Source organism: Streptomyces sp. NPDC058955, from assembly GCF_042741435.1.
Taxonomy (GTDB): domain Bacteria; phylum Actinomycetota; class Actinomycetes; order Streptomycetales; family Streptomycetaceae; genus Streptomyces.
In genome coordinates this window covers 32,723-50,810 of the sequence record NZ_JBHYKM010000018.1, presented here as the reverse complement: position 1 = coordinate 50,810, position 18,088 = coordinate 32,723, and the positions used below count along the sequence as shown (strand labels likewise).

The following is an 18,088-nucleotide window of genomic DNA, read 5'->3' as shown; positions in this document are numbered from 1 at the left end:
ATGCCCACGGCGCGCCGCGCCCCGCACCCGCTGGCGCCCCCTCGCGCCCGCGGTCAACGCGGGGGTACGGAGGCGGGGTCGGCCAGCACCGTGTCGCGGGCCAGGGCCACCGCGCCGCGCAGCGAGGCGTCGGCGCCGAGCACGCCGGGCAGCGGCACCGGCACCGGGGCCGCGCCCGCGGCCAGGGTCCTGCGGCCGGTGAGCCGGGCCTCCAGGCCGCGTTCCAGCCAGGGGTGCCAGTCGGCGAGGTAGCCGCCCAGCACCACGTCGTCCACGTCGAGGAGGCTCGTCACCGCGAGGACCGCCGCGCCCAGCACCTCGCCGGCGGCGTCCAGGGCCGCGACGGCGGCCGGCTCCCCGGCGGCCAGGGCCGCGCCGAGCGCGGCGACGGCCGCCTCGGTGCCCCGCCGGGCACGCAGGCCGCCCAGGCCGGCCGCGTCGGTCAGCGCCTCGGGGCCGAGGTGGAGGGCGAGGCAGCCGCGCCCGCCGCAGGCGCAGGGCGGTCCGTCGAAGGCGACCGGCATGTGGCCGGGTTCGCCCGCGACGCCGTGGCCGCCGGCCTCGATCCGGCCGTCGAGGACGAGCCCGCCGCCGACCCCGACGTCGGCCTTGAGGTACGCGAGGGAGCGCGGCGCGGTCCCGCGCCGGACCGTCAGCGCGCGGTACTCGGCGAGCGCGGCGAGGTTGGCGTCGTTGGCGAGGACCAGGGGCCCGGCGGTGTCGCCGAGCCGGTCCCGCAGCAGGGCGCCGAGGTCCACGGGGCCGGGCCAGCCGAAGTCGGTGGAGAACATCCGGCCGCCTGCGGTGACGGGGCCGGGCACGGCGACGAAGGTGCCGGCGAGATGGGCCCCGGGGTGGGCGGTCCGGGCGGCGGCCGCGGTCTGCCGCACGGCGTCGGCGAGGGCGTCGGCGAGCGCGTCGGGGTCGCCGTCGGGGGTGGTGTGGGCGAGGTCGGCGCGGTGGCCGAGGCGTCCCGCGAGGTCGGCGACGGCCAGGTGGAGCCGTTCGCGGGTGACCCGGACGGCCACGGACACCACCCGGTCGGGCACGGTCTCCAGGTGCTGCCGGGGCCGGCCGCGCCCGCCGCCCGCGACGAGCCCGGCCTCGCGGACGAGGCCCCGGCCGACGAGGTCGGCGGCGAGCGTCGTGAGGGAGCCGTGGGCCAGGCCGGTCGCGGCGGCGGTCTCGCCGCGCGAGGAGGGGCCGTGGTCGGCGAGATGGCGCAGGACGCGGGCGAGGTTGTGCCGCCGCACGTCGGCGGGGGACTCGGGGGCGGGACGCACCCCTGGATTCTGCCTCAGGGCGGCTCCTGTCCGTCGGGGGAGGGGAGGCGGGTCCGGTCCCGCGCGGCCGGGGCGGCGTGAAACCCGGTCCGTGGATGACTCGTGTCAGTGAACCGTGTCACCGCGAGGCGCGAGCATCGATCCGTAGATGACTCGTGTCAGTGAAGCGTGTCACCGATTTTATTTCAACCATTGACGTAAATGGGGGTCGACCCCGACGCTGGCCCTGTCACCCACCCGCCGCCGCCCCGGCCCGCGCACCCCAGGAGCCGCCCGATGACCTCCACCGGCCCCCTCGTCACCACCACCCGCGGACCCGTCCGCGGCGAGCGCCGCGCCGACGGCACGTACCGCTTCCTCGGCATCCCCTACGCCAAGCCGCCCGTCGGCGAGCTGCGCTTCGCCGCCCCCGAGCCGCCCGAGCCGTGGACCGAGCCGCTGGACGCGACCGCCTACGGCCCGACGGCCCAGCGCCGACCCTTCGCCGAGGTCACCACCATCCCCGAGCCCACCATCCCGGGCGCAGGCGTCCTCAACCTCAACGTCTTCACCCCCGACACGGCCCCCGCCGAGGGCCTGCCCGTCCTCGTCTGGATCCACGGCGGCGGCTACGTCGCCGGCTCCGCCGCCAGCCCCTGGTACGACGGCGCCGCCTTCAACCGCGACGGCGTCGTCCTCGTCTCCGTCGGCTACCGCCTCGGCATCGAGGGCTTCCTCCACCTGGAGGACGCCCCCGACAACCGCGGCGTCCGCGACTGGATCGCCGCCCTCACCTGGGTCCGCGACAACATCGCCGCCTTCGGCGGCGACCCCGGCAAGGTGACGATCGCCGGCCAGTCCGCCGGCGGCGGCGCCGTCCTCACCCTGCTCTCCGTCCCCTCCGCCCAGGGCCTCTTCCGTGGCGCGCTCGCCGTCTCCGGGGCCGTCCTGCGCCCCGACGGCCCCGAGACCGCCCGCGCCGCCGCCCGGCTGCTCACCGCCCGCACCGGAGCCCCCGCCACCGCCGCGGCCCTGCGCGACCTGAGCGACGACGAACTCCTCGCCCTGCAGGACCGGCTCGCCGAGGACGGACCCGACCGCGAGGGGCTGCCCCCGATGCTGGCCCTCGCCCCCTTCGCGGACGGCGAGCTCGTCCCCGTACCGGCCGCCGACGCCCTCACCACCGGCGACGCGGGCGCCGACGTCCCGCTCCTGCTCGGCTTCACCGCCGACGAGTTCTCGATGATCCCCGGCCCCGGCGACGACGGCCCGCCGCTCCCGCTCCTCCTCGGCGCGCTGGGCCTCGACCCGGCGCGCACGGGCGAGTTCGCCGCCGCCTACCCGGACGCGCCGGAGGACTCGCTCTTCGGCCAGGCCCTCACCGACGTCATGTTCCGGGCCCCGAACCTGGCCGTCGCCGACGCCCGCGCCGCCCGCGAACGCCCCACCTGGCTCTACGAGTTCGGCTGGCGCTCACCGGTCGTCGGCCTCGCCGTGCACTGCCTCGACCTGCCCTTCGCCTTCGACCTCCTCGACGCCGAAGGCGTCCCCGAGGTCGCCGGCGCCACCCCGCCGCAGGCCCTCGCCGACGCCGTGCACCGCGCCTGGGTGGCCTTCGTCAAGGACCAGGACCCGGGCGCCGACTGGCCCCGCTACGCCCCCGGCACCCGCGCCACCAAGGTCTGGGACGCCGAGAGCCGGGTCGAGACCGACCCGGTCCGGCACGTGCGCGACCTCTGGCTGACCTGACCCGAGGCCACGGCGCCCTCCCGGCGGCCCCGGTCAGCCCTCGAAGCCGACCGTGCCGTCCGGGAGGACCGCCTCGACCCGCGCGCCGTGCTCGACGGTGCGGCTCACCGTGCAGAACTTCTCGTGCGTGAGCCGCACCCCGCGCGCGAACACCTCCGCCGCCTTCGGGTTCGAGTCCGGCAGGTCGAACTCGTAACTCACCCGGATCCGGCCGATCCGCCCGTCGTCCTCCGGCGTCGACACCGACTCCACGACGATCCGCAGCTCGTCGTGCTCCACCGCCCGCGCCGTCCGGTCGATCACCAGCCCGCCGCAGCCGCCCATCGCCGCCAGCAGCAGCTCCACCGGCGTGAACGACGGCTGCGCGCCGTCGTCGTCGGCCGCGGCCATCAGCACCTCCGCACCCCGGTCGTTGCGGGCGGTCCACCGCCGGTATCCGGTACGGACGGTCTCGACGCGGTAGTCGGCCATGGGGGAGCACTCCTCGGCTGGGCTGTCGTACGTGTGCCCCGTACGCTACGGCGCCCCGCCCGCCGCACCCCACCCGACCGGCCGGACGTCAGCGCGCCGCGTCCGCCGCCCGCTCCCGCACCACCCGGCCCCAGGCGCCGGCCGCCGCGCCCCAGACCTCCCGCAGCGCCTCGCCGTCCCGCCGTACGGAGGCCACCGCCGCGTCCGGATCGCCGCCCCGGTCCCGCACCGCCTCCGCGTCGGCCCGCGCCCACCGCGCGACCGCGTCCCCGTCCACCTCCGGATGGAACTGCACGCCCCACGCCACGGGACCGGCCCGGAACGCCTGGTGCCGGCAGCCGTCCCCGCCCAGCACCGGCACGGCGCCCTCCGGCAGCCGCGTGATGTCGTCGAAGTGCCACTGCGCCGCCGGCGCCCCGTCCGGCACCCGCCCGAACACCGGGTCCCCGTCGGCGCCGGGCAGCCGCCGCAGCGGTACGGAGCCCACCTCCGGCCCGCGCGGCCGGGCGGCGACCGCACCCCCGAGGGCGTCGGCGACGAGCTGACCGCCCAGACATATCCCGAGCAGCGGCACCTCCCGCCGGACCGCCTCGCGCACCAGCTCCCGCACCTGCGCCAGCCACGGCGCCGCCCCGTCGTCCCGGCACCCCACGGACCCGCCGAGCACCAGGAGACCGGCGTGGTCCGCCAGGCCGGCGGGCAGCTCCTCGCCCCGCCACGGCCGCCGCACGTCCAGCCGCACCCCGTCCGCCGCCAGCCGCTCCCCGACCAGCCCGGCCCCCGCCCCGTCCTCGTGCTCCACCACCAGCACCGCCACCGCCATGCCCCACGCCCCTCCGCCGTCGCTCCGGACGCCCAGTGGAACCCGGCCACCCCCGGCCTGGGAAGGGCGTACGGGCCACGGCCGGCGTCGCGTCCACCCCCGACGCCCCGCCCCGCCCCACCGGTTCCGGTACGTCGGCGAGGCCGCGCGGCGGGGCGGTGTCGTCGGCGCGGAGCGCCCCAAGGAGCCCTCGACTACCACGGACGCGGTAGGAAGCCGGCCGCTACCGCGCCCGCGGCAGGCGAAGTGACCACGCCGGGGGGACGACCGGGGCAGGGGGCGGAGGACATGCTCGGAGCTCGGCCGACAGCACGTCGCCGCACCGCATCAGCGCACCACACCGCATCAGCGCACCGCACCGCACGAAGGGGAGCCCGCCCATGTCCGTCCGCCGTCTGCTCGCCACCGGAACGGCTGCCCTGCTCGGGGGCCTCGCCCTCGCCGCGCCCGCCTCCGCCGCCTCCGACCCCGTGTCGTCCCTCGCCGCCTCCGCCACCACCGTCGGCGCCGGCCGGCTCGGCTCGTTCGTCGGCGCGGTGATCGGGCTGATCGGCCTGGCCGTGGCGTGGCGGGCCGTGGCCCGTCCCACCGGCCGCCTCGGCGTCGCGACCGGGCCGCTGGGGCCGCTGCTCGCCCTCGCCGCCGGGGTGGTCGCCGTCGTCCTGGGAGGCCTGGTCGCCGCCACTGCCGACGGCGGCCTCGGCACCGGGAACGGCCTGGGCGGCGCCTACGTTTCCCTGCTCGTCGGCCTCGCCGCGACGGCACTGGGCGGCCGGGCCGTCGCCCGCTCACGTCGCCACGCGGGATGACGTGCGGGCCGGCCGTCTGAGTAGGGATCGCGCTGAGTACGGATCGCGCCACCACGTGAGTACGTCGGCGGATCCGCCCGGCGCCCGGAGCGGCTGGAATGGACCCATGACCCTCCGCACCCCGCGCAGCGGCCCCCGGCCCCTCCGCCACGTCTCGGCCACCGGCACCGCCCTCGTGGTGGCGCTCGGTCCGGTCGTGGTGGGCGCCCTGCTGGCCCGCTCGGTCGGCGGCGACCCGATGGTCTCCGTCAACGCGTTCATCGCCGGCGGCGGCCAGCGCGCCCGCGTCTCCCGGGACCAACTGCGGTCGTGCCGAGGCCGGATGAACGCCCGCCGGGCCCAGGCCGTGCGCGGCCTGCGGGCCAGGACCAGGCCCCGGGGCGAGGCGCCCGCCGGATCCGGCTCCCGGACCGGCCGCGCCGCCTTTCCGGGGCGGGCGACGCGGTCGGGGGCCCAGCGGTAGACGCCGCGCGCCTCCCGACCCCGCATCCGACGCGGCGCCCCGACCGCACCCCACCGTCCGAAACCCGGCAGACCTGACGGAAACCACCCCTGACCAGCACGGTTCTTTCGCGATTTCCTCACCGAAGCGGCCCCGCCGCGCCTCCGGATGCGCGATGATCGCCCCCGCACCCGAGAAGCAGGACACGCGTCGAAAGGCACCCCCACATGGCCAGGCGGCATCCCGCGCGCGAGAACGAACCGAGCCCCCCGGCCGACGGCGCCCCCGGCATCGGCCGCCGGCGCTTCCTCGGGTACGTGCTCGCGGCGCCCACCCTCACCGTCGCCGCCCAGGTCGGCGCCGAGGCCGTCGCGCCCACGACCGCCGAGGCCGTCGTCCCCTCGCTGCCCGGTCCGGCCGAACTCCTCGACCTCAACGACCTGCTGACCACGGCCGCGCTGCCGACCAGCCACCTGATCACCATCCGGCTCGACCCCGACGGCACCGCCCACTTCGCGCTGCCGCGCGCCGAGGTCGGCCAGGGCGTCACCACCTCCTCCGCGATGCTCATCGCGGAGGAACTGGACCTGCCCCTGGAGAAGGTGAAGGTCACCCTCGCCGACGCCCGCCCCGAGCTGCTCTTCAACCAGCTCACCGGCGGCTCCAACACCACCGTCTCCACCTACACCCCGATCCGGGTCGCGGCCGCCGTCGCCCGGGGCCGGCTGCTGCACGCCGCCTCCCTCGTCCTCGGCGAGGCCGTGTCCACGCTCACCACCAAGGCCGGCACGGTCCTCTCGCCGACCGGCGCCGTCCTCGGCTACGGCGAACTCGCCGCCCGGGCCGCCGCCGTGGCCGACACCGCCGTCACCGTCACCCTCAAGGACCGCGCCGACTTCCGGGTCATCGGCACCGGCCGGAGCCGCCTCGACGCGCTCGCCGCCGTCACCGGCCGCAAGCGGTTCGCCATGGACCTCCAGGTCGAGGGAGCCCTGCCGACGATGGTCTGCCGCCCGCCCACCATCAACGGCACCGTCCGCTCCGTCGCCAACCTCGACGCGGTACGGGCCATGCCGGGCGTCACCGACGTCGTCACGGTCTCCACCGGCGTCGCCGTCCGCGCCCGCACCTTCGGCCAGTGCATCGACGCCGTCCGCGCCCTCGACGTCGCCTGGGGTCCCGGCACCGCCGAGGACGCCACCGACGCCACCGTCCTCGACGAGCTGCGCCGGGCCGAACTGCCGCTCGTCGTCCCGCCGCTGCCGCTGCTCACCAAGGCCGTCGACGCCCGCTTCACCTTCCACTTCGCCAGCAACGCCGCCCTGGAGACCAACTGCGCCATCGCGGACGTCCGTCCGGACTCCGCCGAGATCTGGGGCTCCCTCAAGGCGCCGGTCGTCGCCCAGGAGCAGATCGCGCTCCGCCTCGGCCTGCCCGTCTCCGCCGTGAAGGTGCACGTCACCGAGGGCGGCGGTTCCTTCGGGCGCAAGCTGTTCCACGACGCCGCCCACGAGGCCGCCGAGATCTCGAAGAAGCTCGGCAAGCCGGTGAAGCTGATGTGGCACCGCACCGACGACTTCCGGCAGGGGCGCACGCACCCCATGTCGACCTCGCGGGTCCGCGCCACCTACTCGCTCGGCGAGGTGCTGACGTACGAGCAGCGGCACACCTCCGTCGCCACCGACTTCGGCCACGGCATCGGCGAGGTGCTGACGGCGGAGGCGGCCCGGCTGCCGGTCGCCGACCTCACCTTCTCCGAGACGATGTTCCAGCTCACCCAGATCAGCCCCTACCACCTGGGCGTCACCACCCAGCTGCTGGCCGAGACCGACAAGGGCTACAACACGGGCTCGATGCGGAACATCTACTCGCCCAACGTGCGCACCGCCCAGGAACTCGTCCTCGACGAACTGGCCCGCCGGCTGGGCGAGGACGCCTACGAGCTGCGCCGCCGCCTGACGAAGGAGGCCCGGGCCCGGGCCGTCCTCGACAAGGTCGCCCAACTGGGCCGCTGGGGGCGGCCGATGGAGCCCGGCACCGGGCAGGGCATCGCCCTGCACCCCGAGTACCACTCGTACGTGGCGGTGCTCGCGGAGATCGACTGCCGGCCCGCGACCACCGGACGCACGGTCCCGAACGCGTACACGGGCCCCCGGGTCACCAAGGTGGTCTGCGCCGTCGACGTCGGCCTGGCGGTCAACCCGCGCGGTCTGGAGGCGCAGATGATGGGCGGCATCTCCGACGGCATCGCCCTCGCCCTCACGTCCGGACTGCACCTGAAGGACGGCGCGTTCCTGGAGTCCAGCTGGGACAACTACTACTACACCCGGCAGTGGAACACCCCGCCCGAGCTGGAGATCGTCGTCATGCCGCCGACCGGCGACAAGCCGGGCGGCGCGGGCGAGCTGGCCGTGGCCGCCGCGATGGCGGCCGTCGCCGGCGCCTACGGCCGCGCGACCGGCACGATGCCGACCGTCTTCCCGGTCAACCACACCGCCCCGCTCGCCTTCACGCCCACGCCGGCCGTGCCGCCGATTCCGGCCTCCCCGACCGACGGCCGCGACCGCGTCCTCTGACACCCCCCGGAGCAACCCGTGCCCCAGCACACCTTCATCCTCAACGGCAAGGCCGTCACCGCCGAGGTCGAGTCCGACGTCCGTCTCCTGTGGGTCCTCAGGGACGTCCTCGGCGTCACCGGGCCCAAGTACGGCTGCGGGGTCGGCGTCTGCCGCGCCTGTACGAGCCACCTCAACGGCAAGGCGTTCACGCCCTGCGCCGTCCCCGTCGGGCAGCTCGCCGCCGAGGACGAGGTCACCACCATCGAGGGCCTGCCCGACACCGTCGGCGCCGAGCTGCACCCGATGCAGGAGGCGTGGCTCGACCTCGACGTCGCCCAGTGCGGCTTCTGCCAGCCCGGGCAGATCATGGCGGCCGTCGACGCGGTCCGCCGGGCCCGGGAGGCGGGCCGCGAGGTGACCGAGGCCGACCTCGACGCGCTGCGCAACATCTGCCGCTGCGGCACCTACCACCGGATCCGGCAGGCGGTCCTGGAGGGTGCCCGGCGGATGCCCTGACGGCAGATGGTTCGTGCCACGAAGGGTATTCTGGCCGCATGACCAAGGACGAGGGTGAGCGGATCGGAGTCGTCGCCGCGCTGGTGCGCTCCGCGTTTCTGGTGAACACCGCGTACGCGGACGCCGCGCACGCCTACGGGCTGACGCCCCAGCAGGGCCAGCTCCTGTGCGTCCTGATGCCGGGACCGACCGGGATGGGCGAGCTGGGCGCCAAGCTCGGGCTCGCCAAGTCCAGCCTCACCGGCCTGGTGGACCGCACCTCGCGGCTGGGCTTCGTGGAGCGCGCCTCCGACCCCGACGACCGCCGGGCGGTGCGGGTGGCCCTCACCGAGGAGGGCGCCCGTCTCGCCGACGTGTTCTACACGGAGGCGTGCCGCCGGATCGAGCTGCTGCCCGCGGGGCTCGACGACCCCGAGCGGGAGCGGCTGGCCGACCTGCTGGGCCGGGTCGTCCTGGACAACGAGGTCCCGGAGGTCTTCTCCGACCGGCCCTGAGCCCGTCACGGGGCGGCTACGCCTCGCCGGTGCCGAAGAGTTCGGCGAACCGCCCGGTGAAGAGGTCGTGGCCCTTGTACGCGGAGACCGTCGCGGCCGGCAGCACGAGCGGCCCGTCCGGCGACGGGAACTGCCCGACGCCGCCCAGCGGTCCGAGCGGCAGCAGCACCGAGGGGATCGGTGAGGGCGTGTACGTGGTGCCCGGCTCGCCGCCCCGCACCTGGGCCAGGATGTTGGCCGCCACGACCTCGGCGTGCTGCATCGCGTACCCGGCCATCTTGGCCTCGTCGAGCGCCGTGACGTCGCCGATCGCGTAGACCCGCTCCTGGCCCTCCACCCGCAGGTGCCCGTCGACGCGGAGCCGCCCCCGCGGGTTGAGGGCGCCGGTCAGCGCGGGGGAGAGGAAGCCCCCGTGGACGGCGCCGCCGTGGGCGCGGAACCAGATGTCGGCGGTGAGCGCGCCGCCGTCGGAGGTGCCCACGGTGAAGGTGCCCCCGCGGCCGGGGCCGGCCGGCGGTTCCTCGGTGAGCGTCACGCCGAGCCGTACCTCCACCTTCAGTTCGTCGAGCTGCCGGGCGAGGCCGTCGCGGAGTTCCGGGGCGAAGCCGGGGAGCAGCCCCTCGCGGGGGTCGACCAGGGTGATCCGCTTGTCGGGCCAGACGGACCGGATCTCGCCGGCGAGTTCGAGGCCGACCGGTCCCGCGCCGCTGATCAGCACGTGGTCGGCGCCGGCCAGCTCCTGGTGGGTGGCGCGCAGCCGGTCCAGGGCCTCGGCGGAGGAGTCGGTGTCGAACTTCGCCGGGTACGGGTAGGCGGAGCCGGTGGCGACGACCACGTAGTCGGCGTCGACGCGTTCGCCGGAGGCGAGGGTGACGCCCCGGGCCTCGATCGAGGCGGCCCGGTCGCGGATCACCCGGCCCCGGGCGAGCAGCCGGTCGTACGGGAAGAAGACGTTGCTCGCCCAGTCGGGCCGGACGAGGGCCCGGAGCGAGCCGGCGGCGTGCACGAAGGCGTCCTTGGGGTCGACGAGGATGACCTCGACGCCGGCCTCGGCGTCCGCTTCCAGTGCCTTGGCCAGGGTCGAGCCGCCGTAACCCCCGCCGATGACGGTGACGATCGCGTTCATGTCCGTGTTCCCCTCCGGATCGGATCCGACGGCGAGCCCCGCCCTCGGTAGTTCGTGCTACGAACCATATGGTTCGCGGCGCGAACTGTAAAGCGCCTCCCGGGTCTCCGGGCACGCGAAAGCCCCCGCCGCGATCGCGACGGGGGCCTCGGGCGGGGTGGGTCAGGCGGCGGGCGGCACCCGCGGCGGACGGCCCGCACCCCTGGTCAGGGCGTAGCCGCCGATGCCCGCGAGCGCGGCGAGGACGCCGCCGGCCGCGGTCCAGATCCAGCGGTCCGACCACCAGCCGGAGGACCAGCCGCCCTCCGGCGCGGCGGCCTCCACCGCGGTCCGCCGGCCCGCCGCCTCCTCGGCCTCGGCCAGTTCGGCCGTGGTCGCGCCGGGCACCAGCGGGGCGGCGAGCGCCCCGTCGGTGGCGTACGCGCCTCCCCGGTCGGAGACGTCCACGCCGACGCGGGCCGAGAACGGCTGGCCCAGGTCCTCCTCCGGCAGCCCGGTGACGGTCAGCCGGACGTAGTAGCTGCCCGGCAGCGGGTCGTTCGCCCAGGCGTCGGCGGAGGCCCGCACCGGCCGCAGCACACAGGCGAGCCGCACCGAGGCGGCCTCCTTCGCCGCGGTACGGGACTGGGTCCCGTACATGCACGGCTGGCGGCGCCGCAGCCCGTCGTAGACGTCCACCCGCCAGGTCGCCGGGCCGTGCCGCAGCGCGCTCTCCGGCAGCGTCACCGTCGCCTGCACGGTGGGCCGTTCGCCGGTGTCCGCGGGGAAGACCCAGTACAGGTAGTCGCCCGCCGCCGCCTGGGCGGTGGCCTCCTGGCCGGGCCGGAAGGCGGCGGCGGTGCGGAAGGTGGTGCCGGCCTCCGTGGGGCCCGCCTCCTCGCCGGCCGAGGCCGACGGCGTGGGCGTGTCGGCGAGGGCGCCCGGCGCGGCGGGGCCCAGCAGGGCGGCGCCGGCCAGCGCGGCCGCCGCGAGCATCCGTACGGTACGCATCAGTGGGTCCTCCAGACGGCGACGCGCCAGCGGGACAGCCAGCCCCAGATCAGACCGGCCAGGAACCCGGCGAGCACCAGCGCGCCGAGCAGCCACCAGCCGCGGCCGAGCCCGAACGAGGCCACATCCGAGGCGCCCGCCGGGCCGTCCACGACGTCCACGGCCAGCTCGATCGGCATGCCGGGCGTGGTCTTCACGGCCGGGGGAGCGGAGAAGGAGTTGCTGACCTGGAGGCAGACGGTCTCGGCGGCCGGCTTGCCGTCGCCGTCCTCGTCCGCGTCCTCGGTCTCCGGCTTCGGGTAGCGCAGACCGGTCGAGATCACGTCGGTGCGCCCGTCGCCGGCCTCGGAGCCGCGGACGATCTCCCGCCCGCTCCGGGTGACGGCCCGCAGCAGCACGCCGTAGTCGTTGTTCACGGCCCGGTCGGCGGAGACGCTGACGGAGGCGCGGAGTTCCTGGCCGGGCAGCAGGTCGACCTTGTACCAGCGGTGCTCGCCGAAGGTCTCCCGGTCGGTGTAGAGCCCGGGCTTGAGCTGCGGGGCGTCCGCGCACTGCCGGGTGCCCTCGGTGGCGACCGGGGTGACCACCGGGTCGGCCGCGCGGTCCACCAACTGGCGTACCCGGCGGGAGAGGTCCTCGGTGCGGTGCACGGAGGTGTAGGTGCCGCCGGTGGCCTCGGCGATGCAGGTGAGCTGCTGCCGGGTCTTGGCGTCGGGCACCAGGCCGAGGGTGTCGATCACGAGGTGGATGCCCTTGGCGGCGATCTCGCGGGCGATCTGGCACGGGTCGACGCCGCAGGTGTCCTCGCCGTCGGTGATGAGGACGATCCGCTTGGTCGCGCCGTCCTCGCCGAGGTCCTTGGCGGCCTCGGTGAGCGCCGGGCCGATCGGGGTCCACCCGGTGGGGGCGAGGGTGGCGACGGCGGTCTTGGCCTCGGTCCGGTCGAGCGGGCCGACCGGGTACAGCTGGCGGGTGTCCTTGCAGCCGCGCTTGCGGTCGTTGCCGGGGTAGTCGGCGCCGAGCGTGCGGATGCCGAGCCGGACCTCCTCCGGCACCGCGTCCAGGACCTCGTTGAACGCCTGCTTGGCCGCGCTCATCCGGGACTTGCCGTCGATGTCCTTGGCCCGCATGGAGCCGCTGACGTCGAGGACCAGCTCGACCTTGGGGGATTCCTTCGCCGGTTCGTCGGCGGCCGCGCTCGTCGGCAGCAGCGCGGCGGTCAGGGCGACGAGCAGTGCGCAGGCCCCGGTCGCCAGCCGTTTTCTCGTGATCATCGGCGGATCGTATTGATGATCCTCCGACAATCCAAAACGGGGGTGCGGCCGGGGCCCGGAACGCGCCGCTACCAGATCGCCTCGACCCACTCCGGGTGGTCGATGAACGGGTTCCGGTTGCCCTGATAGGTGTTGAAGATGACGTCGTTGCGACGCTCCTCGAAGGCGCTCGGCGGGTCCTGCTCGTTCCACTGCTTGAGGACCGAGAGGCGGCCGTGCCAGGGCACGCTGCCGTTGGTGGTCGACTCGTTGGGCTCCAGGTCGGGCCAGGCGTCGTCGCCCTCGTAACGGACGGCCATGTAGAGGATCATCCGGGCCACGTCGCCCTTGTCGGCGTTGCGCGGCTCGAAGGAGTTGGAGTCCGTGTAGCTGCCGGAGGCGCCGCTGACGGCGCTGCCGCCGAAGTCCCAGTCCTTGTTGCCGCGGATGCTGTTGACCTGGACGTCGCAGGCGCGCAGGTGGTGCAGGTCCGTGCCGGGGCCGGCCGAGGTGCCGAAGCTGCCGTGGGACTGGGCCCACACGTGCTCGCGGTTCCAGTCGCCGACGTCGCCGCCGTTGAGGGACTTGCTGCGCGAGACGCCGCTGTACAGCAGGACGACGTTGTTGGTGTTGTTCGGGTCCTGGTCGGTGACCTTCAGCGCGTTCCAGACCGCGTCGTACGAGATCTTGTTCTGGCTGCTGATGATGGTGTGCAGCGAGGACTTGAGGCTCGTGCCGGTCTTGCCGACGGCGTTCTTGTAGTACGTGGTGTCGTACGCGTTCGTGGTGGCGGCGGCGGGCGTCGCCGTGAGGGTGGGGAGCGCGAGTCCGACGACGGCGGCGGAGACCGCCGCCCAGACCTTCCACCTGCGTATCCGTGCAACCGACATGGGGGGCCCTTTCCGGGGACGGCACGCGGGCGAGCGCCGTGCCCGGGCTCAGGGCGGCGGCGCTCTACGCGTGTTGACTGCGTGTCATCCGGGAGAGTGGCACGGGGGAGGGGGTTGTCGTGTTACGGACAAAGAGCCATTCGGTGACGTTCTCGCATACACGGCGACCGCGCGCGGGCGGGTCGCGCCACTTCCGCCTCAGGTGCCCCGGACGTCCACCGGCATCCCCTTCGGCTCCTTGATCCGCTTCATGATGATCTGCGAGTTCACCTCGGTGACCCCGGCGAGCGCCGTCAGCTGCTCGATCCACAGCCGCTCGTACGCCGACAGGTCCGCCACCGCGATCCGCAGCAGACAGCCCGGGCTGCCGAAGAGCCGGTACGCCTCGATCACGTCCGGGATCGACTGGAGCGCTTCCTCGAACGCCTCCACCGTCTCCCGGTCCCGCTTCACCTCGACCGAGACCAGCACCTCGAAGCCCCGCCCCACCGCCTCCGGGTCGATGACCGCCCGGTAGCCCCGGATCACGCCGTCCTGCTCCAGCTGGCGCACCCGCCGCAGACAGGGGGAGGGGCTCAGGCCGACCCGCTGGGCCAGCTCCTGGTTGCTCAGCCGGCCGTCCTGCTGGAGCTCGCGCAAGATGTGGAGATCGATTCGGTCCATGGCGCAATTATCTGCCAGGACGAAACATTCCTGCATCGCTATCCGCAATCGCCTGCTCATCCCTTTGGTCTAAGGTTGCCGACGCCCATCACGTGCCGCCCCCGAGGGCGGCACGGCACCCCAGAGCAGCGAGAGGCGGCGGACATGCAGCGGACCAACGACGGAACCCCGCGCCGGATCGTCGTCATCAGCACCGGCGGCACCATCGCCAGCCGCTGGCAGGGCACCGGCTACGCCGCCGACGCCTCCGGCGACGACGTGCTCGCCACCGCCCCGCTGCCCGAGGGCGTGACCGTCGAGGTGCGCGACCTCTTCAACGTCAACAGCTCCCTCCTCACCGCGGCCCACCAGCTCGTGCTGCTCCGCACGGTCCACGAGACCCTGGCGGACCCCGGGGTCGACGGCGTCGTCGTCACCCACGGCACCGACACCCTGGAGGAGACCGCCTTCCTCCTGGACCTCCACCACGCCGATCCCCGTCCGGTCGTCCTCACCGGCGCCCAGCGCCCCTTCGGCACCGGCGACGGCGACGGCCCGGGCAATCTGTACGACGCCCTCCAGGTCGCCGCCACCGTCCGCGACTTCGGCGTCCTCGTCGTCTTCGACGGCCGCGTGCACGCCGCCCGCGGCACGGTGAAGACCCAGACCCTGGCCGCCGACGCCTTCTCCGACCCCTCGGCCGAGCGCCTGGGCCGGGTGGGCTTCTCCCGCGTCGACGTCGAGCGGCTGCCCGAGCGCCCGGCCGTCCTGCCGCTGCCCGCCGCCGCCCGCACCGCCGACCCGGAGGCCGACGGCCGCGGCGCGCTGCCGCGGGTGGACGTCGTCTTCCACCACACCGACGGCGACCGGCTGCACTTCGACGCCGCCCTCGCCGCCGGGGCCCGCGGCATCGTCCTCGTCGCCACCGGCGCCGGGAACGCCACCCCGGAGATCGCCGAGGCCGTGGCGGAGGCCACCGCCCAGGGCGTCCTCGTCGCCGTCACCACCCGCGTCCCGGCCGGCCCGCTCGCCGAGATCTACACCGGCGGCGGCGCCGTCGACCTGGTCGCCGCGGGCGGCCTGCTCACCGGCACCCTCCGGGCCGGCCAGGCCCGCATCGCCGTCCTCGCCGCCCTGCTCGCCGAGACCGACGGCGACGACCCGGCCCGCCGCACCGCCCTCCTGCGCCGGCTCCTCGAAGGCCCGGTCCGCGCCGAACCCGCCCTCGCCACCGGCACCTCCCGCGAGGCCGCGCCGGTCCCGGCCCGCGCCTGACGGCGCCCCCCGAACACCGGCTCGCGGGCGTCGACCTCCCCCCTCCTCCGCCCGCGAGCCGGAAACGAACCGGTACGGCCCCGGCCCCTTCGGTACGGTGACGGACTCCTCGTCCGCCACCCACCCGCCCAGGAGCCCCCGTGCCCGACGCCCCCCGCCCGGCCGACGCCGCCGCGCCGGCCCACCACGTCGTCCGGCTCGTCCGCGAGACCCTCGGGGGCGAGGCCGTACGGGCCGCCTGCGCCCACGGCTCCGCCGTCCTCGGCGGACTGCGGCCCACCAGCGACGTCGACGTCCTCGTCGTCCTCACCCGGCACACCACCGAGGCCGAGCGGCGCGCCCTCACCGACGCCCTGCTCGCCGTCTCCGGCGCGCGGGCCCACCGCGGCCCGGCCCGGCCCGTCGAGCTGAGCCTGGTCGTCCACGCCGACGTCCGCCCCTGGCGGTACCCGCCGGTCTGCGAGTACCTCTACGGCGAATGGCTGCGCGACGACTACGAGGCCGGCCTCACCCCCGCCCCCGCGCCCTGCCCCGACCTGGCACCGCTCCTCACCATGGCCCGGGCCGGCGACGTCCCGCTGTGGGGCCCGCGCCCGACCGAGCTCTTCGACCCGGTGCCGGCGGCCGATCTGCGGGCCGCGATCGTCGCCGGCGTACCGGACCTCCTGGCCGACCTCGACGGCGACACCCGCAACGTCCTGCTCACCCTCGCCCGGATCCACACCACCCTGCGCACCGGCCGGATCTTTTCCAAGGACGAGGCCGCCGCCCTGCTGCTGCCGCGGCTGCCGGCGGAGCACCGGCCGCCGCTGGAGGCCGCCCGGGCCCAGTATCTGGCGGGGGAGTACGGCTCCTGGGCGGAGCTGCTGCCGGCGGCGCGCGCACACGCGGAGTACGTCGTGGAGGGGATCAAGAGGGCGTATTCGGCCTAAGTTACCCGTCGGTTTCTCGTGACTTCCTCGGCGGACGGTCGTAGAACGTGTTCCCATTCGCTCACGAGTGAGGAAGATCACATGAGTGAACGCTCCCTGTCCGCCCAGGGAACTCACGGAATCGACCGCCGCCGCTTCCTGACCGGAACAGGTTCCGTTCTCGGCGCCGCCGCCCTCGCCGGCGGCCTCGCCGCCCCGGCCCGCGCCGAGGTCCCCGGGCTGAACGTCTGTCCCATCCCCGACGGCTCCCACGTCCGCGCCCTCGTCATCGGCACCGGCTACGGCGGCTCCGTCGCCGCCCTCCGCCTCGCCCGCGCCGGCGTCGACGTCCACATGGTCGAGATGGGCCTGCCCTGGGACACCACGGGCCCCGACGGCAAGGTCTTCGCCAACACCACCAAGCCCGACTACCGCTCCTTCTGGCTGCGCACCCGCACCAAGCAGCCGCTGAGCCAGTTCCTCGGCTTCCCCCTCGACAAGGACGTGCCCCGGCACACCGGCATCCTCGACGCCGAGGACTTCGCCGGCATCACCGTCTACCAGGGCCGCGGCATCGGCGGCGGCTCCCTGGTCAACGGCGGCATGGCCGTCACCCCCCGCCGCGAGCGCTTCCCGGCGATCCTCCCCACCGTCGACCCGGCCGAGATGTACGCCACCTACTACCCGCGCGCCAACGCGGGCCTCGGCGTCACCTCCGTCGACGAGACCTGGTGGGAGAACGCCGAGTGCTACCAGTACGCGCGCGTGGGCCGCAAGCACGCCCAGCGGTCCGGCTTCCCCTTCGTCTTCGTGCCCAACGTCTACGACTGGGACTACATGAAGCAGGAGGCGGTCGGAGCCGTACCGAAGTCCGCCCTGGAGGGCGAGGTCATCTACGGCAACAACCACGGCAAGAAGAGCCTCCAGAAGACCTATCTCGCCCAGGCCGCCGCCACCGGCCGGCTCACCGTCTCCGCCCTCCACCGGGTCACCTCGGTCACCCCGGCCGCCGCCGGCGGCTACACGGTCGCCATCGACCAAATCGACACCACCGGCGCCGTCCTCGCATCCAAGACCGTCCGCGCCGACCGGGTCTTCTTCGCCGCCGGCAGCGTCGGCACCAGCAAGCTCCTCACCCGCCTCAAGGCCACCGGCGCCCTGCCCGCGCTCAACGAGCACATCGGCAAGGGCTGGGGCGACAACGGCAACGTCATGTGCGGCCGGGCCAACCACATGTGGGACCCCACCGGCAAGCTCCAGTCCGCCATGCCCACCGCCGGCATCGACAACTGGGAGGCCGGCGGCGCCTTCGCCGAGGTCGCCCCGCTGCCCACCGGCATCGAGACCTACGCCTCCTTCTACCTCTCCATCACCCGCACCCCGCACCGCGCCGAGTTCACCTGGAACCCGGCCACCGGACAGGTCGAACTCAGCTGGGACCGGTCCTGGAAGCAGGCGTCCATCGACATGGCGAAGTCCATCTTCGACAAGATCAACGCCAAGGAGGGGACGATCTACCGCACCGACCTCTTCGGCACCTACAAGATCTGGGGCGACCACCTCACCTACCACCCGCTCGGCGGCGCCGTCCTGGACCGGGCCACCGACAACCACGGCCGCCTCCACGGCTACCAGGGCCTCTACGTCATCGACGGCGCCCTGATCCCCGGCAACACCAGCGTCAACCCCTTCGTCACCATCACCGCCCTCGCCGAACGCAACATCGAGCGCATCGTCGCCGAGGACTTCTGAGCGTGACCGGGCACACGCGAGGGGGGGGGGCGGTGGGGATGGAGCGGCCCGCCGGCCCCGCCCCGCCCCCCGCGCGGGCGGGCGCGCCCCCACCCACTCGCGGCCCGCCCCCGGGGGGGGCGCCC

Annotated in this window: 17 protein-coding genes; 9 read left to right on the top strand and 8 right to left on the bottom strand. The window is 75.0% G+C overall.

What is annotated here, in order from left to right; translation table 11 throughout:
• Positions 1-53: 53 nt before the first annotated feature.
• The gene (locus tag ACFW1I_RS10485; protein ID WP_384668416.1) at positions 54-1,283 is read right to left on the bottom strand and encodes an ROK family protein; all 1,230 of its coding nucleotides are present in this window, start codon (positions 1,281-1,283) and stop codon (positions 54-56) included.
• A 276-nt stretch (positions 1,284-1,559) separates the two neighbouring features.
• Between ACFW1I_RS10485 and ACFW1I_RS10480 the strand changes: the two genes are divergently transcribed.
• The gene (locus ACFW1I_RS10480) at positions 1,560-3,011 is read left to right on the top strand and encodes a carboxylesterase/lipase family protein (protein WP_384668413.1); all 1,452 of its coding nucleotides are present in this window, start codon (positions 1,560-1,562) and stop codon (positions 3,009-3,011) included.
• Between the two features lie 33 nt (positions 3,012-3,044).
• Here the strand turns inward: ACFW1I_RS10480 and ACFW1I_RS10475 are convergent, their stop codons facing one another.
• Entirely contained in the window at positions 3,045-3,482 is a 438-nt protein-coding gene (locus ACFW1I_RS10475) for an OsmC family protein (RefSeq protein WP_384668411.1), read from the bottom strand.
• Between the two features lie 88 nt (positions 3,483-3,570).
• Complete coding sequence (locus tag ACFW1I_RS10470; protein ID WP_384668409.1) at positions 3,571-4,305, bottom strand: type 1 glutamine amidotransferase; 735 nt, start codon at positions 4,303-4,305, stop codon at positions 3,571-3,573.
• Positions 4,306-4,685: 380 nt separating this feature from the next.
• On the opposite strand from ACFW1I_RS10470, the gene ACFW1I_RS10465 reads away from it, so the two are divergent.
• The 5 genes from ACFW1I_RS10465 to ACFW1I_RS10445 all read left to right on the top strand — a co-directional run bounded on the left by ACFW1I_RS10465 (position 4,686) and on the right by ACFW1I_RS10445 (position 9,124).
• Positions 4,686-5,114: a DUF6223 family protein gene (locus ACFW1I_RS10465; protein ID WP_384668406.1), complete on the top strand. Its 429-nt coding sequence runs from the start codon at positions 4,686-4,688 to the stop codon at positions 5,112-5,114.
• 106 nt (positions 5,115-5,220) lie between these two features.
• Positions 5,221-5,577, top strand: a complete 357-nt coding sequence (locus tag ACFW1I_RS10460; protein WP_384668403.1) for a hypothetical protein — start codon at positions 5,221-5,223, stop codon at positions 5,575-5,577.
• Positions 5,578-5,783: 206 nt separating this feature from the next.
• A complete protein-coding gene (locus tag ACFW1I_RS10455) occupies positions 5,784-8,132 on the top strand; it encodes a molybdopterin cofactor-binding domain-containing protein (protein WP_384668401.1) in 2,349 nt (782 codons plus the stop codon).
• Between the two features lie 18 nt (positions 8,133-8,150).
• On the top strand, positions 8,151-8,630 hold the full coding sequence (locus ACFW1I_RS10450) for a (2Fe-2S)-binding protein (protein ID WP_384668398.1): 480 nt from the start codon (positions 8,151-8,153) through the stop codon (positions 8,628-8,630).
• A 38-nt stretch (positions 8,631-8,668) separates the two neighbouring features.
• Entirely contained in the window at positions 8,669-9,124 is a 456-nt protein-coding gene (locus tag ACFW1I_RS10445) for a MarR family winged helix-turn-helix transcriptional regulator (protein WP_384668396.1), read from the top strand.
• Positions 9,125-9,140: 16 nt separating this feature from the next.
• Here the strand turns inward: ACFW1I_RS10445 and ACFW1I_RS10440 are convergent, their stop codons facing one another.
• From ACFW1I_RS10440 to ACFW1I_RS10420, 5 genes are all read right to left on the bottom strand, one after another.
• On the bottom strand, positions 9,141-10,250 hold the full coding sequence (locus ACFW1I_RS10440; RefSeq protein ID WP_384668393.1) for an NAD(P)/FAD-dependent oxidoreductase: 1,110 nt from the start codon (positions 10,248-10,250) through the stop codon (positions 9,141-9,143).
• A gap of 162 nt (positions 10,251-10,412) precedes the next feature.
• The gene (locus ACFW1I_RS10435; protein ID WP_384668391.1) at positions 10,413-11,240 is read right to left on the bottom strand and encodes a hypothetical protein; all 828 of its coding nucleotides are present in this window, start codon (positions 11,238-11,240) and stop codon (positions 10,413-10,415) included.
• Positions 11,240-12,514 carry a VWA domain-containing protein gene (locus ACFW1I_RS10430; protein ID WP_384668390.1) on the bottom strand — a complete coding sequence of 425 codons (1,275 nt, stop codon included), beginning with the start codon at positions 12,512-12,514 and terminating at the stop codon, positions 11,240-11,242. The genes ACFW1I_RS10435 and ACFW1I_RS10430 overlap by 1 nt, the downstream gene beginning before the upstream one ends.
• A gap of 68 nt (positions 12,515-12,582) precedes the next feature.
• Positions 12,583-13,383, bottom strand: coding sequence for an endonuclease I family protein (locus ACFW1I_RS10425; protein ID WP_384668388.1), 801 nt, complete (start codon positions 13,381-13,383; stop codon positions 12,583-12,585).
• Between the two features lie 198 nt (positions 13,384-13,581).
• The gene (locus tag ACFW1I_RS10420) at positions 13,582-14,046 is read right to left on the bottom strand and encodes an Lrp/AsnC family transcriptional regulator (protein ID WP_384668385.1); all 465 of its coding nucleotides are present in this window, start codon (positions 14,044-14,046) and stop codon (positions 13,582-13,584) included.
• Positions 14,047-14,190: 144 nt separating this feature from the next.
• Between ACFW1I_RS10420 and ACFW1I_RS10415 the strand changes: the two genes are divergently transcribed.
• The 3 genes from ACFW1I_RS10415 to ACFW1I_RS10405 all read left to right on the top strand — a co-directional run bounded on the left by ACFW1I_RS10415 (position 14,191) and on the right by ACFW1I_RS10405 (position 17,963).
• Complete coding sequence (locus ACFW1I_RS10415; protein WP_384668382.1) at positions 14,191-15,300, top strand: asparaginase; 1,110 nt, start codon at positions 14,191-14,193, stop codon at positions 15,298-15,300.
• A gap of 140 nt (positions 15,301-15,440) precedes the next feature.
• On the top strand, positions 15,441-16,232 hold the full coding sequence (locus ACFW1I_RS10410) for an aminoglycoside adenylyltransferase family protein (protein WP_384668379.1): 792 nt from the start codon (positions 15,441-15,443) through the stop codon (positions 16,230-16,232).
• Between the two features lie 81 nt (positions 16,233-16,313).
• Positions 16,314-17,963, top strand: coding sequence for a GMC oxidoreductase (locus ACFW1I_RS10405; protein ID WP_384668377.1), 1,650 nt, complete (start codon positions 16,314-16,316; stop codon positions 17,961-17,963).
• Positions 17,964-18,088 lie beyond the last annotated feature (125 nt).

Excerpts from the sequence above, each read along its gene's own strand:
- ACFW1I_RS10480 (WP_384668413.1), top strand. The coding sequence starts at position 1,560 with ATGACCTCCACCGGCCCCCTCGTCACCACCACCCGCGGACCCGTCCGC.
- ACFW1I_RS10475 (WP_384668411.1), bottom strand. The coding sequence starts at position 3,482 with ATGGCCGACTACCGCGTCGAGACCGTCCGTACCGGATACCGGCGGTGG.
- ACFW1I_RS10470 (WP_384668409.1), bottom strand. The coding sequence starts at position 4,305 with ATGGCGGTGGCGGTGCTGGTGGTGGAGCACGAGGACGGGGCGGGGGCC.
- ACFW1I_RS10465 (WP_384668406.1), top strand. The coding sequence starts at position 4,686 with ATGTCCGTCCGCCGTCTGCTCGCCACCGGAACGGCTGCCCTGCTCGGG.
- ACFW1I_RS10460 (WP_384668403.1), top strand. The coding sequence starts at position 5,221 with ATGACCCTCCGCACCCCGCGCAGCGGCCCCCGGCCCCTCCGCCACGTC.
- ACFW1I_RS10455 (WP_384668401.1), top strand. The coding sequence starts at position 5,784 with ATGGCCAGGCGGCATCCCGCGCGCGAGAACGAACCGAGCCCCCCGGCC.
- ACFW1I_RS10445 (WP_384668396.1), top strand. The coding sequence starts at position 8,669 with ATGACCAAGGACGAGGGTGAGCGGATCGGAGTCGTCGCCGCGCTGGTG.
- ACFW1I_RS10440 (WP_384668393.1), bottom strand. The coding sequence starts at position 10,250 with ATGAACGCGATCGTCACCGTCATCGGCGGGGGTTACGGCGGCTCGACC.
- ACFW1I_RS10435 (WP_384668391.1), bottom strand. The coding sequence starts at position 11,240 with ATGCGTACCGTACGGATGCTCGCGGCGGCCGCGCTGGCCGGCGCCGCC.
- ACFW1I_RS10430 (WP_384668390.1), bottom strand. The coding sequence starts at position 12,514 with ATGATCACGAGAAAACGGCTGGCGACCGGGGCCTGCGCACTGCTCGTC.
- ACFW1I_RS10425 (WP_384668388.1), bottom strand. The coding sequence starts at position 13,383 with ATGTCGGTTGCACGGATACGCAGGTGGAAGGTCTGGGCGGCGGTCTCC.
- ACFW1I_RS10420 (WP_384668385.1), bottom strand. The coding sequence starts at position 14,046 with ATGGACCGAATCGATCTCCACATCTTGCGCGAGCTCCAGCAGGACGGC.
- ACFW1I_RS10415 (WP_384668382.1), top strand. The coding sequence starts at position 14,191 with ATGCAGCGGACCAACGACGGAACCCCGCGCCGGATCGTCGTCATCAGC.
- ACFW1I_RS10405 (WP_384668377.1), top strand. The coding sequence starts at position 16,314 with ATGAGTGAACGCTCCCTGTCCGCCCAGGGAACTCACGGAATCGACCGC.